General features: G+C 48.6%; 14 protein-coding genes. 12 read left to right on the forward strand and 2 right to left on the reverse strand.

Annotated features, from left to right (window positions below; translation table 11 throughout):
* Positions 1 to 3 precede the first annotated feature (3 nt).
* Positions 4 to 1,083, reverse strand: coding sequence for an isopenicillin N synthase family dioxygenase (locus BS617_RS13185; RefSeq protein WP_075173239.1), 1,080 nt, complete (start codon positions 1,081 to 1,083; stop codon positions 4 to 6).
* 317 nt (positions 1,084 to 1,400) lie between these two features.
* Between BS617_RS13185 and BS617_RS13190 the strand changes: the two genes are divergently transcribed.
* The 10 genes from BS617_RS13190 (at position 1,401) to BS617_RS13235 (ending at position 12,797) form a co-directional block, all read left to right on the forward strand.
* Entirely contained in the window at positions 1,401 to 2,381 is a 981-nt protein-coding gene (locus tag BS617_RS13190; protein ID WP_075173240.1) for a dipeptidase, read from the forward strand.
* A 71-nt stretch (positions 2,382 to 2,452) separates the two neighbouring features.
* The gene (locus BS617_RS13195; RefSeq protein ID WP_075173241.1) at positions 2,453 to 2,983 is read left to right on the forward strand and encodes a 4-vinyl reductase; all 531 of its coding nucleotides are present in this window, start codon (positions 2,453 to 2,455) and stop codon (positions 2,981 to 2,983) included.
* A 143-nt stretch (positions 2,984 to 3,126) separates the two neighbouring features.
* Positions 3,127 to 3,639, forward strand: coding sequence for a hypothetical protein (locus tag BS617_RS13200; protein WP_075173242.1), 513 nt, complete (start codon positions 3,127 to 3,129; stop codon positions 3,637 to 3,639).
* A complete protein-coding gene (locus BS617_RS13205; RefSeq protein WP_075173243.1) occupies positions 3,636 to 4,037 on the forward strand; it encodes a hypothetical protein in 402 nt (133 codons plus the stop codon). Before BS617_RS13200 ends, BS617_RS13205 begins: the two co-directional genes overlap by 4 nt.
* A gap of 478 nt (positions 4,038 to 4,515) precedes the next feature.
* Positions 4,516 to 6,576 (forward strand): dimethylglycine demethylation protein DgcA, encoded by a 2,061-nt coding sequence (gene dgcA, locus BS617_RS13210; protein ID WP_075173244.1) that lies wholly within the window; start codon positions 4,516 to 4,518, stop codon positions 6,574 to 6,576.
* 18 nt (positions 6,577 to 6,594) lie between these two features.
* Positions 6,595 to 8,520, forward strand: a complete 1,926-nt coding sequence (locus BS617_RS13215; protein ID WP_075173584.1) for a (Fe-S)-binding protein — start codon at positions 6,595 to 6,597, stop codon at positions 8,518 to 8,520.
* Positions 8,517 to 9,857, forward strand: coding sequence for an electron transfer flavoprotein subunit alpha/FixB family protein (locus BS617_RS13220; RefSeq protein WP_075173245.1), 1,341 nt, complete (start codon positions 8,517 to 8,519; stop codon positions 9,855 to 9,857). The genes BS617_RS13215 and BS617_RS13220 overlap by 4 nt, the downstream gene beginning before the upstream one ends.
* On the forward strand, positions 9,847 to 10,716 hold the full coding sequence (locus tag BS617_RS13225; RefSeq protein WP_075173246.1) for a hypothetical protein: 870 nt from the start codon (positions 9,847 to 9,849) through the stop codon (positions 10,714 to 10,716). The genes BS617_RS13220 and BS617_RS13225 overlap by 11 nt, the downstream gene beginning before the upstream one ends.
* A 174-nt stretch (positions 10,717 to 10,890) precedes the next feature.
* Positions 10,891 to 12,489 carry a BCCT family transporter gene (locus BS617_RS13230; RefSeq protein WP_075173247.1) on the forward strand — a complete coding sequence of 533 codons (1,599 nt, stop codon included), beginning with the start codon at positions 10,891 to 10,893 and terminating at the stop codon, positions 12,487 to 12,489.
* A gap of 71 nt (positions 12,490 to 12,560) precedes the next feature.
* Positions 12,561 to 12,797: a hypothetical protein gene (locus BS617_RS13235; protein ID WP_075173248.1), complete on the forward strand. Its 237-nt coding sequence runs from the start codon at positions 12,561 to 12,563 to the stop codon at positions 12,795 to 12,797.
* Positions 12,798 to 12,915: 118 nt separating this feature from the next.
* Here BS617_RS13235 and BS617_RS13240 read toward each other — a convergent pair whose 3' ends face one another.
* A complete protein-coding gene (locus BS617_RS13240; protein WP_075173249.1) occupies positions 12,916 to 14,193 on the reverse strand; it encodes an aromatic ring-hydroxylating oxygenase subunit alpha in 1,278 nt (425 codons plus the stop codon).
* A 321-nt stretch (positions 14,194 to 14,514) separates the two neighbouring features.
* Here BS617_RS13240 and BS617_RS13245 point away from each other — a divergent pair, with 321 nt between their 5' ends.
* Both BS617_RS13245 and BS617_RS13250 read left to right on the forward strand, forming a co-directional pair.
* On the forward strand, positions 14,515 to 15,642 hold the full coding sequence (locus BS617_RS13245; RefSeq protein ID WP_075173585.1) for an FAD-binding oxidoreductase: 1,128 nt from the start codon (positions 14,515 to 14,517) through the stop codon (positions 15,640 to 15,642).
* A 209-nt stretch (positions 15,643 to 15,851) separates the two neighbouring features.
* Complete coding sequence (locus tag BS617_RS13250) at positions 15,852 to 16,607, forward strand: sulfite exporter TauE/SafE family protein (protein ID WP_075173250.1); 756 nt, start codon at positions 15,852 to 15,854, stop codon at positions 16,605 to 16,607.
* Positions 16,608 to 16,618 lie beyond the last annotated feature (11 nt).

Here is a 16,618-nt window from a genome sequence, read left to right on the forward strand (position 1 = left end):
TAATTAGGCTCCCGACTGACTAGACTTATCAATTACGGCTTTAAACTGACCAAATGACGCTACCGCCTTAGCTGACTTAGGCAAACTCACCTCACCGGCTTTAAAACGCTTCTGTAAATACCTAAAGGTTTGAATTGTTTGAGCGTATAAATGATCACCACAGACTAATGCGCTGTATTTGTTAGGGTCTTCCCCTTCCATCACAGGCAAAATAGGCTCGATGCAGGTGTCATAATCTAAGCTACAAAATAAAGGAAAAGAGTAACGTTCCTCTTTAACCTTGCGCACGCGATGCGAGGTTGCAATGAAACGGCCATTCGACAGCACTTCTAACATATCACCGATATTAACAACAAAGCAGTCAGGCCTATAAGGCACATCTATCCACTCTCCAGCACCATTCAACACTTGCAGTCCATCGGCGGTGGGCAACAACAAGGTAAAGCATTCGTAGTCAGTATGGGCACCAATTCCTTCTCGATCTTGTGCGCTTGGGTCATAGGGGTAATGCACTAAGCGTAATTGGCTTGGCGGTCGTATCGCCTGTTTTACAAAGGTCTCCTCTGGTAACCCTAACGCGAGTGCAAAACCACGAAATAGCACCTTCCCTAGCGACAACGCATCCTGATAATACGCGGTCACGTTTGCTTGAAAGTTTTCAACGTTTGGCCATTGATTCGTGCCTAACATTGGCCTTTTATAATCAGCATTATCAAGCTCAAAGCCTATATCATAGGACTCTTTGTGATCCGCTTTATGAACCGACTGGCTAGCACTATAGAACTGCTCCTCGCCTTCTGGGACGTAGCCGCTATGATTGGTGGATAAGCCAATATAGGACTGCATTTTACTCGCTAACGGTTGGCTAAAAAAATGCTTAGCAGCCGCCTTTAAATTATCAACCCGAGTAGCAGAAATACGATGCCCCGTAATATAAAAAAAGCCTACCTCACGGGAAGCATGGGCGAGCACCTTAGCCACCTGCTTGCGGTCGTTTACATGCTCCGAAAAAAGATCGGCAATATCAATAACAGGGATTTTTTGAAAAGCACTATGCTGGGGCGTGGTGCGGATGCGTGTCATGGTAATTTCCCAAAGCTAAATGAAAATACCTGGCCGTCCAGAATGCTACTACAACCGATGCATCGACAATAAAGCAGCGTTTACCTTCGAAGCTCGGGGGCGGGTCGTCCCGACTCATTTAAGACTACAAATCATACACCGCATTATCAAGCTCAAAACGGCTATACCCATGCACTAAATACTAGCGAAGTGGCTCCATGTCTGTTCCAGACCCACCGCATGCCGTTTTTAGAACACTCATGCATGACGGCCCGCCCTATGCTTGATGGTAATTGGCGCTTTATACAGCAGCCCTAATCTCAGCATAGGACAAGGTGATGAACGCATTAGAGTTACACAACGATGCCATCGTGATGGATGGTTTAGTCATTGCGAAGTGGGATCGTGACCTCTTTGAGGATATGCGTATAGGTGGACTAACAGCGGCTAACTGTACTGTTTCGGTATGGGAAGGGTTCCAAAATACAGTGAATAACATCGTAGAGATGAACCAGCTGATCGAAGCCAACAATGACCTTGTCATAAAAGTAAAATCCACGGCTGATATTCGTCACGCCAAGGCGCTCAATAAAACCGGGATATTAATGGGCTTCCAAAATGCCCACGCTTTTGAAGATCAAATTGGCTACGTTCAGGTGTTTAAAGACTTGGGCGTAGGTGTTGTGCAAATGTGTTACAACACTCAAAACTTAATCGGTACCGGTTGCTACGAGCGTGACGGAGGGCTATCAGGTTTTGGTCATGAGATCGTAGCCGAAATGAACCGTGTAGGTGTGATGTGCGACTTATCGCATGTCGGCTCTAAAACCTCGGAAGAGGTGATCCTTGCGTCTAAAAAGCCCGTTTGTTACTCCCATTGTTTACCCAGCGGCTTAAAAGACCACCCACGAAATAAATCCGATGAGGAGCTTAAATTTATTGCCGATCACGGCGGCTTTGTGGGCGTCACCATGTTTGCGCCCTTCTTAAAAAAAGGGATCGAGTCCACTGTCGATGACTATGTTGAAGCGATCCAATACATCTTCAATATTGTTGGCGAAGACAATATCGGCATCGGCACCGACTTTACACAAGGCCACGGCCAGCCGTTTTTTGAATGGCTAACACACGACAAAGGCTATGCTCGTCGGCTCACCAGCTTTGGCAAAATCATAAACCCCGAAGGTATACGTACCTTAGGCGAATTTCCTAACTTAACCGAAGCCTTACTACGCAACGGATTTAGCGAAACACAAGTCCGCAAAATCATGGGAGAAAACTGGTTGCGGGTACTCAGTGATGTATGGAATGAAGCATAAAGGTATTTAACTCGTTTGATGTAAGTGTATACATCAACACCCCTTCGGGGACTATTTTTGGAGATTGAATAATGGGAACTCATGCCCCTGAACTACCGATCAATGTTGATGACGAAACCGGTGTTTGGACAACCGATGCTTTGCCCATGCTATATGTACCTCGTCATTTTTTTGTGAATAACCATATAGGCATTGAAGACGAGTTGGGCGCCGAAAAATACGCGGAAATACTCTACAAGGCCGGCTATAAATCGGCCTATTACTGGTGCGAAAAAGAAGCCGAAGAACACGGCTTATCCGGTGCCGCTGTCTTCGAACATTACCTTAAGCGACTTTGCCAACGTGGCTGGGGCATTTTCACCATCGAGCATTTAGATGTCGAAAAAGGCGAAGCACGAATCCGCTTAGACCACTCCTGCTTTGTGTATCAACTCGGCAAGGTAAACCGCAAAGTGGATTACATGTTCACCGGCTGGTTCGCTGGCGCATTAGATCAAGTAGCCGAGAGTTTGGGGTATCCGGTCCGTACTATCTCTGAACAGACTCAATGCGAAGCCGAAGAAGGCTGTGACTTTGGGGTGTTTGAGGTGAGGCCTATGTAACAGAGTATAGCGGTTAATTATTAGCCGCTTTTAATTTATATTAATAACTCTTGTTGAGTTATCTGATTAACTCTCTGTTTTAAATCAATAAGAATTTCCGTTATAGTGCGTACCATCATGGATCGATATAAATAAGGATATTTATGCGTACTTCATTAGTTCCCGTTAATTTAGACGAGAAAATTGGACTTCATATTTCTTCGCTTTGTCCTCACTCTTTAGGTAAAGAGGATGCCCAAAACCACTGCGCCCACTTCGTATCACATATAATGAACTACTCAGTAGGCACTGCTACTTGTAAAAACTACACCTTTGCAGATAAGCAACTTGAGACTGAGGGAGCCACTATCCGTGTTGATGATATATTTAACACATCATCAATTAAAGGTTTGTGGAGTAGTAAGCCAAAAGCACTAACAGAATGCTTAGTTTTTGTTACTTTAGATAAAAATATTTCACCGTTTGGCAGCTCAATAAAAATGGGCAGTATGTCAAAAAAACACATCGGTATTTTTACAAACGGGCATGTCTATCATTACGGAAACACGAAGAATGAAATCGCCTGCGATAGTCCTGATGCCTTTATCCGAAAATTTACTGGTGCTTATGGTAAAGGAGGAAATTCAGTGTCTTTCTACTATGGCAGATTCTTATGATTAAACAAATTTCTCTAATATCAACAATTATCTTAGCGCTTATTTCGGCACCTCTGCATGCGCATGATTCAGCCAAGGTATTTGCATTAGATATACTCAAGAAAAAAAGTGATACACCTGTAAGTCAAGACGGCTGTTTAGACCTCAGTGAAGATATAAAACCAACCCTGAAACAGATCTTTGATCATCGCTTAAGCGAATACTTTAGTGATGAGGCTCCTCTTGTAATCTACCAGAAGTGTGCAGGCCAAGGTGATCATAAAGGGTGGGCTTGCTCCATCACCTTCAATACACTTAATCCAGAAGAAAAGACGGATGGAGAATCGCCTTCCACTATGAGCTTTTGGGTAACGTCAGCATTAGAAATCGACCCTGATTACCCTGTCACTTGCTTTTAAACTAAAAAGCCCCGAAAGCATTGACTCTCGGGGCTTTTATCAATCGTTCTCTCATGCACTCACATCTGACATTCGTTACGCTCATATATAAGCTTTTTACCAGGTGTCACCCGTGATATTTCGCGTGGATTACCCGGCAGTGGTATTAGCGCTAACGAATACTAGCAACAACAGAATGAGAAAAGAGAAAGGCTTTTTGCCTAGGTAGATTCTGAAACGGCACCCAAGATGCATTTAATTTTTATTGTGTATTCGGCCGTCATTATTAATACGGCAAACCGCTCCCACACCGCTCAAAACTAGGCCAGTGCCGTTTTTAGAACACTCGTGATTTACACCTCCTCGTATGCTGTTAACAGATAATAACGCCCGTTCCGTAGAGAACGGTGTTGACAGGAACTTGTGTGTTAGCTGTGGACAACCCGTTGATTAGCTTTCAGCCATCCCCCAGCGAGCAACTACCGACCGAGGTGTCATGATGTCTTTCGATATCCTTTTTCAGCCGTTAAATATTAATAAACTCACTATTCGTAACCGCATTGTGAGTACGGCACATGCCGAGGTATACGCCACAGATGGCGGGATGACGACCGATAGATACGTTAAATATTACGAAGAAAAGGCTAAAGGTGGCTGTGGATTATGCATTTGTGGTGGTTCGAGTGTAGTGTCGATCGATAGCCCGCAAAGTTGGTGGAGCTCAGTTAACTTATCCACAGACCGTATTATCCCACACTTTCAAAACCTAGCCGATGCTGTGCATAAGCATGGTGGAAAAATTATGATTCAAATTACCCACATGGGACGTCGCTCCCGCTGGGACGGGGAGAACTGGCCAAGCTTGATGTCTCCTTCCGGTATCCGTGAGCCGGTTCACCGCGCTACGTGTAAAACCATTGAAGTCGAAGAAATTTGGCGTGTCATTGGCGACTTTGCTAAAGCAGCCGTGCGCGCCAAAGAAGGCGGTTTAGATGGTGTAGAGTTATCGGCAGTACATCAACACATGATCGATCAGTTTTGGTCGCCGCGAGTGAACAAACGGACCGACGAATGGGGCGGCACGTTCGAAGGCCGTATGAAGTTTGGTATGGAAGTGTTGAAAGCCGTACGTGAAGCGGTTGGCCCAAACTTTGTCGTGGGTATGCGTATCACGGGTGATGAGTTCCACCCAGACGGTTTAAACCACGACGACATGAAAGAGATCGCGGCGTATTACAACGCCGCCGGCATGGTCGATTACTTTGGCGTAGTGGGTTCCGGCTGCGATACACACAACACCTTAGCAAACGTTATCCCGAACATGAGCTACCCACCCGAGCCATTTCTACATCTAGCCGCCGGTATCAAAGCGGTTGTTGATGTACCTGTAATTCACGCACAAAACATTAAAGACCCTAACCAAGCCAAGCGCATTTTAGAAGCCGGTTATGTGGATTTTGTCGGAATGACACGTGCACATATTGCAGATCCGCACATCATCGCCAAGATTAAAATGAACCAAGTAGACCAGATCCGCCAATGCGTTGGCGCGAACTACTGTATAGACCGTCAATACATGGGCTTGGATGTGCTATGTATTCAAAATGCGGCAACGTCGCGTGAATACATGGGGCTACCGCACATTATCGAAAAGACCGAAGGGCCGATTCGCAACGTGGTCATCATTGGCGGCGGCCCAGGTGGATTGGAAGCTGCACGAGTGACTGCCGAGCGCGGTCATCAGGTTACATTAGTCGAAATGGCCGAACAGCTAGGCGGCCAAATTAACATTGCGGCCAAAGCTCCCCAGCGTGATCAAATGGCCGGCATTACCCGCTGGTTAGCCATGGAAGTTGAACGCTTAGGCGTTGATATTCGCTTGGGTACACAAGCCAATGTCGACATGATTAGAGATCTAAAGCCCGATGTGTGCATCTTGGCGGTGGGCGGTACGCCATTCTTAACACAAAACCCACACTGGGGTGCTGAAGAGGGCTTAGTGGTTTCAACGTGGGACATCCTCAATGGCACCGTTGAGCCGGGTAAAAACGTGCTGATCTACGATACGATTTGTGAGTTTTCCGGCATGTCGGCTGCCGATTATTTAGCCAGCAAAGGCTCACTTGTTGAACTGGTTACTGATGATATCAAGCCCGGTGTCGGCATTGGTGGCACCACCTTCCCTACCTACTACCGCAGTTTATATGAGCGCGAAGTTATTATGACCTCTGACTTGCTGTTAGAGAAAGTCTATCGCGAAGGCGACAAGCTAGTGGCGGTATTAGAGAACGAATACACCGGCCAGCAGGAAGAACGTGTCGTCGATCAGGTGGTTGTAGAAAACGGCATTCGTCCTAGCGAATCACTGTATTACGCGCTCAAAGCGGACTCACGTAACAAAGGCCAAATCGATAACGACACTCTGTTCGCAGCCCTACCTCAACCCGTTTTAAGCGAATCGGGCGAAGGGATGATTTTATGGCGTTTGGGGGACTGCGTTTCTCAGCGAAATACGCATGCGGCCATCTATGATGCGCTGCGTTTGTGCAAAGACTTGTAACGCTGAGGACTTCTTATGATCCTTGATACGCTGTTGCCCTTATTGTTACTGGCCGCACTTGTCTTGGCGGTTGTAGGCATGGTCCGCCGTGCTTTGCTTTGGCGCGCTGGACAAGCCTCGTCCGTAGATTTAATGGGCGGTTTGCTCTCCATGCCACGTCGTTATTTAGTGGATCTCCATCATATCGTTGGCCGCGATAAGAAGATGTCGAACACCCACGTTGCCACCGCAGGCGGTTTCGTATTGTCGATACTGCTTATTATGGCGGTACATTTGTTGGGTGTGCATAATCAGCTTCTTGGGTGGGCGCTGCTTGCCGCTACGAGCGTCATGTTCGCAGGTGCACTCTTTGTGGCAGCGCGACGCATCACCCCTCCCTCACGCCTCTCTAAAGGTGTATGGATGCGGTTACCCAAGAGTTTGATGGCGTTTGCAGCGAGCTTCTTTATCGTCACCTTGCCCGTTGCGGGTGTTTTACCAGCACAAACAGGCGGTTGGGTACTGGCTCTCGTGCTTACCCTCGGCATTATGTGGGGCTTGGGTGAAATGCTGTTTGGCATGGGCTGGGGCGGCCCGATGAAACATGCCTTTGCGGGTGCATTACACCTAGCTTGGCATCGCCGCGCGGAACGCTTTGGCGGCGGGCGCTCAACGGGACTTAAAGCCATCGACCTCACGGCCTCTAAACTGGGGGTAGAAAGCGCTAGCGATTTTAAATGGAACCAGTTGCTAGGGTTTGATGCCTGCGTGCAATGCGGCCGCTGTGAGGCCATGTGCCCTGCTTATGCCGCCGGACAACCACTTAACCCCAAGAAGCTGATCCAAGATATGGTGGTTGCTTTTGCCGGTGGCACGGATGAGCAATACGCCGGTAGCCCTTACCCTGGCATAGAGGTTGGTTCGGCCAAAGGTGGAGTTCATCAGCCAATTGTTGATGGCGTATTAAGTGCCGAAACCCTCTGGTCATGCACGACCTGTCGCGCTTGTGTCGAAGAGTGCCCCATGATGATTGAACATGTGGATGCCATCGTCGATATGCGTCGCTACCTCACATTGGAGCGCGGCAACACACCCAACAAAGGCGCCGAAGTACTCGACAACCTCATCGCGACGGACAACCCCAACGGTTTAAACCCCGGCAATCGCATGAACTGGGCAGCTGACCAAGACCTATCACTGATGAGTGATGTAAAAGAAGCCGATGTGCTCTTTTGGGTGAGCGATGGCGCCTTTGATATGCGCAGCCAGCGTATTTTGCGATCCTTTGTTAGTGTACTCAAAGCCGCTCATGTCGATTTTGCCGTACTCGGTAATGAAGAGCGCGACAGCGGCGATGTGGCGCGACGCTTGGGCGATGAAGCGACCTTCCAAACGTTAGCCAAACGCAATATTGCCACGCTCAAGCAATACCGTTTTAAAACCATAGTAACGACCGACCCACACGCCTTCCACTGCTTGAAAAACGAGTATCCAGAACTCGATGCCTCGGTGGATTACACCGTGATGCACCACACCACCTTTATCAATCAGTTAGTGCAGCAAGGCAAAATCACACTATCAGCCTTCAAAGGCGGGACTGTGACTTATCATGACCCTTGTTACCTTGGCCGCTACAACGGCGAGTACGACTCTCCCCGTGAGCTATTAAGCGCCATGGGTATCCAGCTTATTGAAATGGAGCGCTCAGGTTTTCGATCCCGCTGTTGTGGTGGCGGTGGCGGAGCCCCCATTACCGACATCCCCGGCGAACGCCGTATCGCCGATATGCGCATGGCCGATATCACCGAAACCGGAGCAGAATTAGTCGCCGTTGGCTGCCAACAATGCACCGCTATGCTGGAAGGGGTGGTTGAACCCCGTGCAGAAGTTAAGGATATTGCTGAATTAGTAGCCGACGCCATCTCGATGCCTGCACTAACGACGCCGAAAGGGGAGGCTGCATGAACGAGACCGATACTCACAACCCCCATGGTTTATATCGAAGAGACCCTCGCCAAGAATGGATTCAGCGCAACAGGCTGCATCCATTGCATGGACAAGTGATACACCCAAAGCTAACCGAACAGCGCGGACCCAGCGGTCTTATTCGAAAAAATCCTCACCAAGTCGGCTTTATTGGGCCGCATGGCATAAAACGTATTGATCGTATGGCCGGAAACTCATCCCAACCCCTCTCTCTGCGACGGGCGCCGGTGACAACAGACATACCATTGCCGTTAATCAATATAGTTGATCCCGCCTTTTACATTGCGGTTGTTCCTGACTTTAGTGGTGGTTACCTGAGTGCGCATGACAAAGATATACTCGGTCAAGCACAAGCACTGGTCGACGAAATAAGCCAAGCCCGTAACCAAGTTGGCGCGGTAGTCGCTATTGCTTTTGGGGACATCAACGCCACCGATTTGGATACGGCGGGTGTAGACCGACTTATTCACATGTGTGATACCCAGGTGGAGCCAACGGCTTCCGTGTACCGCCAACTTTTTAACGGCGACTATAACCCCGAAGCTTGCTTATCTGTCCTCTGCGCTGTTGACTCTCAACTTACCCCCTTGCATTGGTTACTACCTGATAGCACACATGGCGGCTTTGATACCGGCTGCCGGCTAGCGGCAGCGCTGGGGGAGCGTCCCGCAACACAAGTATACCAAGCCAATGCCAAACAAGTGATCGGCCGCATCAATGGATCAACACAAGATTATCAACGTGAAACGCCTCGTCTATTAATGCTCAGTGCCGAGTGTCATTTACCGGTGGATGAAACACGACACGAGGTCATCGAACTACCTATACAGCCGCTGCTTGATCCACTTATCCAAGACTCGGGCTATTCCCTCAAGCCTCAACATATCACCAGTCTAGGCTTAATAAATGTAGACCCCAATGCGATTCCCTTAGCTGAAGCCCCTTTTATTTTTTCAGGCGGTAACGGTATTCGCCAATGGGAGCTATTCCATCAGGCCGCTAAAGCCCTCGGAGCTACGGAGGGAGCAAGCCGTGTAGCTGTGGATGATGGCTTTATGCCTCGTCATCGCCAAGTCGGAGCAACGGGCACGTGGGTCACGGCCGATGTGTATTTAGCCGTCGGTATTTCCGGTGCAATCCAACACATGCAAGGCATTGGACAGTGCCGTAAAGTTATTGCCGTGAATACAGATCCGAATTGCGACATGGTCAAACGGGCTGATCTTAGCTTTATTATCGACAGCCAAGTCTTTCTAGAGGCGCTGCTCAATGCGCTTAAGCCGATCAACAACGAGGCCAACGAACATGCCGCTTAATAAATCCCCCCTCACTGTTCAGACAGGAGCTGCTGTTAGCCAAGGGTTAAATGTGGTTGCTTTGGTTTCAGTCGGCATGCACCCCACTTCAGGCCGTCAACGACGTGCCGAACTTGACGCGCGCGCCGTCGAACAAGGTTTACGGCTCATCCACACACCTGCCACACCCCAGCACTCTGCCCACACCTTAGATGTTGTGCACTGTGGGAGCACCGACACCCCAGCCCTAAAACAATATGCAGGTATGGGCCTACCGCATCTCACAATTCTGGAACAACCTACACAAAACGATCCTTTACCCTCACTGATCGATTACTTGCAAACGACTCGCGCGGATATTGTCTTGGCCGGTATGCGCGCTGAATCCGGCGAGTCTTCTGGCATGCTTCCTTACCTCTTAGCAAACACACTGAACATGCCTATCATAAATAGTGTAGCTGAAATCATCTCCGTCAATCAGGGTCAGGTCGAATGCCTACAAGCCTTACCCCGTGGCCAGCGGCGGAAAGTGATGGTAAACCTCCCCTGTGTGATCACGGTCGACATGGCCGCCGCCGCACCTCGCCAGAGCGCTTTTGGTCCGGGTCAACGCGCTAGCTTCACCAGTGTGCCTGTCAAGGAGACAGCTGATACCGTTCGGTTGAGCTGGACTATAACGCCAGCCAAGCCTCGTCCTAAACGGATGAAAACGGTCAAAGCGAAAACAGCCGCTGACCGCTTCAAGGCCGCTACCGCCAAGCCCGAGCAACAAGGCGGGCGAGTCATAGCAGAGGAGTCTCCCGACAATATGGCACACATGCTGATCGACTATTTATTATCAGAAAAAGCGATAAGCACAGCTAATAAGCAACCTAACTAACAATTGCGTATGTAGCGCCACTCTACAAAGCCTGCTCTAGGGCGGGCTTTGATGTCGTTTTTCCTTCCCTAATACCCCGTTAGCTGTCGCTAGCAGAATACCTGCACCGAACAGAGTTTGTAGTATGAAAAGTGATGTGTAACTCATCTTTATTAATAACTGCGAGGAAATGCGATGTCAGGTGAAACTCATGCGATAGGCCAGGATGATGCCGCCTATCATGCGCAATATGATACCGACTACAAGGTCGGTCAAGACAATGTAAAAATCATTGGATTTGATATCCACAACCCCGTTTTCGGTATTAGCGCTGGGCTTATTTTACTCTTTATTGTAGCTACCCTGCTCTTCCCTAGCGAAGCCAAAACAGGCTTAACTAATGCTCGCGGCTGGTCGATTGAAAACTTTGACTGGCTATTCATGATTGGCTGCAATGTGTTTGTGCTTTTCTGTATTGCATTAATCCTACTGCCTGTCGGTAAAGTGCGCCTCGGTGGTGCAACGGCCACACCGGACTTTTCACGTCTTTCGTGGTTTGCCATGCTGTTTGCTGCAGGTATGGGCATTGGATTAATGTTTTGGAGTGTCGCCGAGCCCGTAGCCTATTACACAGACTGGTACGGCACACCGTTAAACGCGACTGCACGCACGCCCTCAGGGGCTGATGCCGCTTTGGGCGCTACCATGTACCACTGGGGGTTGCACCCATGGGCGATATACGGCGTTGTTGCGCTATCACTAGCGTTTTTTAGTTATAACAAAGGCTTACCGCTGACCATTCGCTCGGCTTTTTACCCTCTGCTAGGTGAGCGCTGCTGGGGCGTTGCAGGTCATATCATTGATATTCTTGCCGTACTCGCCACTATCTTTGGCCTAGCGACCTCGCTGGGCTTAGGCGCACAACAAGCGGCTGGTGGCCTTAACTATCTGTTCGGTATTGATAACAGCATTAGCACCCAGTTAGGCGTTATTGTTATCGTGACAGCAATCGCACTCGTATCTGTTTCCCGCGGGCTAGAAGGCGGCGTCAAAATACTAAGCAATATCAATATGTTACTAGCCGCCAGTATGATCGCTATTATTATCGTCGTTGGGCCTACGTTAGCTATTTTTGGCGCGATGGGTACAGTGCTAACTAACTATGTAACCGATATTATCCCGCTTTCTAACTGGGTTGGCCGCGAAGATACGACTTGGTTCCACGGTTGGACAGTTTTCTATTGGGCATGGTGGGTCAGCTGGTCACCATTTGTAGGCATGTTCATTGCAAGAGTCTCTCGTGGTAGAACCGTGCGCGAGTTTCTCATTGCGGTATTGCTAATCCCAACACTAGTCACTGTGTTCTGGATGGGCGTGATGGGCGGCACTGCTATTGAACAAGCCAGTAACGGTATTGGCGAGCTGGCAAACGGTATCGGTGACGTGTCACTGGCCATGTTCCAAATGTTCGATAACTTACCGCTAACCTCATTGCTATCGTTTATGGGTATCGTGCTTGTGATGGTGTTTTTCATTACCTCAGCCGATTCTGGCTCGTTGGTGATTGATAGCATTACTGCTGGCGGTAAAACAGATGCGCCTATGCCTCAGCGGCTATTTTGGGCCACGTTAGTCGGCATAATTGCAGGCACACTGCTAGTCGGCGGAGGCTCTGAAGCCTTAACCGCTTTACAAGCAGGCGCGATAACCACAGGTCTACCTTTTACGGTTGTGTTGATTGTGATGTGTTTTAGTCTTTACCGAGGCCTGAAACAAGACGTTCATCTCTATTAATCCTCATGGCCAACCAACATAGCTGCCATCGACGTATGGCAGCTATGTCAACGAAATGGAGGACCCATGCAATGATGATTGCAGACTTAGTCGACATGGAAGATATTCGTAACGCCTTTAAGGAAAGCCATATCGAATCAGACATAATGTTTAGCGACGACACCCGCCGCATGCAAGCCTGGTTAGCCGAACACCCGCAACAGAAAGCATCATTAATTCAACTTATCCACAGCCTTGAAGAGAAAGCCTCACTCGTGTTGCCAGAGGTACGTGCTTACCTTACCCAATGGTCTACACTCACGGCGTAATAATCATACCGTTGAGAGTTTTTCGCCGCTCAAAAATACGATAATTTGCATTAACGTTCAGGCAATCAAGAAAAGAAAAAGGGGCGTATGCCCCTTGTCTCTCCACTCTTTTACACCTTTATTTCAGCGATGATGTCGCTAGGTTTGCCAATACACTATTGCTATACCAATCGACAAAGTTAATCACACCAAACTCGTACGTGGTGGAATAAGGCCCTGGCGTGTAGGCTCGTGAGTTAATGCCGCGCTGGTTTTCTTCGGCTAATACCCGGTCTTGATCATTAGTCGCATCCCACACATGACGTAAGCGATCAACGTCATAATCCACGCCCTCTACGGCATCTTTGTGCACAAACCACTTAGTCGTCACCATGGTCTCTTGTGCGGAGATAGGTAAAACACGGAATACGATAAAGTGATCACTTTGCATGTGATTCCAAGAGTTAGGTAAGTGCAAAATACGCATCGATCCCAGTTGATGATTTTTAATCCGACCCAGTAATTGCTTACAAGCAGACTGGCCATCCATCGTCATCACGTTAGTCCCCTTTTTAAGCGGCATGCGGACAATACGGTTACGCAAACCAAAGCTCTTGTGCTTGTGCGGAATGTTCTCGGCATCCCATTGGGCAGCTTGTTCTGCGTAGTGATCTAAAAAGTCTTGCGGCGCGCGCGGGTCTTCTGTGTCGTCCCATTCTAGCAAGGTATTTAGCAATTCCGGATGGCTGCCTTCGCAGTGATAGCACTCCCGATTATTCTCTAACACTAACTTCCAATTAGCCTTTTCAATCAAGGTGGATTCAACGGCTAACTTGGTATTGTCGACATCATATGGCTCCATATATTCATCTAACGTCGCCAAAAACTCATCAAAATCAGATTCCGGTGGATGCTTTGCTAAACAGACAAAAATAAAACCTCCGGCAACGCGGCAATGGGCAGAACGCAAGCCATGTTCTTTCATATCAAAGCCGTCGCCCATCTCTGTGCCCGCAAACAATAAATTGCCTTTTAGGTCGTATGTCCAAGTGTGATACGGACACACAAGGTTAGCCACTTTGCCTCGTTCTTTTGAGCATAAGCGAGAACCACGATGCCGACAGGTATTATGGAAGGCGTTAATATCACCATTGGCGTCGCGCACAATGAGTACTGGGTTTTGGCCTACTTCGACAGTGATATAATCCCCACGTTTGGGGATCTCGCTACTCATCCCCATAAACAACCATTCGCGCTCGAAAACTTCCTCCATATCAATACGGAACATATGCGGATCGTTATACAAAGGCTGCGACAGCGAATAACCCGCCTGGCGCTCTGTCAACAGCGCAGTAGTTTTGGCTTTCGCTTGCTCAAGATCAGAGCAGGTCGTGTTAAGTAAGTCTATCGGGCTCATGCGGCCACTCCTTTTTTCGATAATAAGCGACACGCAATCGCTAACAGTTACACACCGCACAAACTTGCCAGTTGGCTCATGTAGACCCTGCCCGCTGTAAGGATTTGTGTTCCGCTAATCCTGCGCTGCAACGCCATTCAGTAGTTACCTGTTCACGACACGAACCATGCTGAAACAGACGTACTTAATGACTCTAGCCTTGCTGGTGGTCATCCTAGATAAGTCTTTGTCGTAAACAACTAAATGCTGAAAGATACTTGGTCAGACAATGGCGGCTTATTCGGAAAAACAACCGACCTCATAGACGTGCGAGACAACGCCATGACAGACACGAACGCTGCTACAGCCACAGCCGACACTTTTATCCCGGTTACCACACAAACCTGGAGCAATGGCCGCCATAAAGTGCGTTGTGTCAAAGTGATTAATGAAACGTGGGATGTAAAAACTTACTGTTTCATGGCCGAGCAGCCCGTCATGTTCTTTTTTAAGCCGGGCCAGTTTGTCACCTTAGAGCTAGAAATACAGGGTGAGGCGGTTTTCCGCTCGTATACCATTTCTAGCTCACCCTCCGTACCCTATAGTTTTTCAATTACCGTTAAACGCGTCCCAGGCGGGCAAGTCTCTAACTGGTTACACGACACCATGAGCGAAGGTATGGAGCTCGCTGTTCACGGCCCCGTTGGGCAATTTAACAGCATCGACTTCCCGGCGGATAAAGTCCTCTACTTATCCGGAGGTGTCGGCATCACGCCTGTTATGTCAATGGCGCGCTGGTCTTATGACACCAACACCAATGCCGATGCGGTTTTTGTTCACAGCGCCCGGACACCTCGCGATATCATCTATCGACGCGAGCTGGATACCATGTCCTCACGAATCGAAAATTTCCGTGTGCACACCATCTGCGAACGCTTCGAATCAGGACAACCATGGTCGGGGTATCGTGGCTTTTTGACACTGGCTTTATTGCAACTGATCGCACCCGACTTCTTAGAGCGCGAGGTCTTCTGTTGTGGCCCAACGCCTTACATGAAAGCCGTTAAAAAAATGCTTGAAGACGCCGGTTTTGACATGCGCCGCTACCATGAAGAGTCCTTCGGCGCGACCCCCGAAACCATCGAAGAAGACGCGATTCAGTCGGCAGAACAAGCCCAAGAAGACGCCGACGCCATGCCCGCCAGCGAACTACTATCTGTTAACTTTGCCGACAGCGGGAAAAGCGTTCAAATCGCCCCGGGCGAAACGGTACACGCTGCCGCAGCCAAACTTGGCCTCCATATTCCTAAAGCCTGCGGTATGGGCATCTGCGGCACCTGTAAAGTCAAAGTGCTAGAAGGCGATGTTGATATGACTCATAACGGCGGCATCACAGAGGACGATGTCGAAGACGGTTATATACTCTCGTGCTGTTCAGCACCAAAAGGGAATGTTGTGGTGGAGTTTTAAAGGTGTGGCGGGACTATAAGCCTAACAACTTTGGAGTAAAAAACTTAGGCGCTAAAATTACTTTATAAACACATCCAAATTCAGACATAAATCACATTATAAGAACACCGCCAACATAAAAACTATTAGCTTTCTTTACACAGAAAAAACCACCCAATAATGAAAGAAGTAGGTATGCTACGAGTCATTTACTGGATACTTAAATACCCATGTCTGAATTTTTATTTAACGGCCTTTCCCCTTTTATTGCGACTGTCCTTATCTTTGTCGCAGGCTTTACGTCTTTTCTAACGGCCTGTTTAGGTGCTGGCGGCGGCATTATTCTGCTCGGAACCATGGCGCAAGTATTACCGCCGCAGTTGATCATTCCGCTGCATGGTGTGGTTCAACTGGGTTCAAACGCAGGCCGCGCGACCATGAGCTGGCGCCATATCGACTGGGGGTTAATTGCACGCTTTTTACCCGGTGCCTTAGTGGGCGCGTTTATCGGGCATTATATATTGGTAGCGTTACCCCCCGCCGTTATGTACCTGACCATCGCCAGCTTTATTCTCTACCTCTGTTGGGGGCCGAAACTCCCTAAGCTCATACTTGGCTCTTGGGGTACAGTGTTCGCGGGTGGTGTAACAACATTTATCTCACTATTTGTGGGTGCTACTGGGCCGTTAGTCGGTGCTTTTCTGAAGCAAATCTACAGTGACCGTTTTAAAACCGTAGCGACCTTTGCGGCGGCTATGTCATTACAACATGTTCTTAAAATCGCTGTATTTGAGGAAGCTGGTGTCAATATTACCGCATGGCTACCCCTATTAATCGCTATGATCATCAGCGGTGCCATCGGCACATATGTAGGCTTACGAGTGCTAAAACGCGTTCAAGACAAACACTTCAGTCTGATACTGAACTGGATACTAACGCTAATGGCTTTGAGACTAATTTGGCAGGCGGTTGAGTTGCTCATATAACAAAACACGCA

Source organism: Neptunomonas phycophila, from assembly GCF_001922575.1.
Taxonomy (GTDB): Bacteria; Pseudomonadota; Gammaproteobacteria; order Pseudomonadales; family Balneatricaceae; genus Neptunomonas; species Neptunomonas phycophila.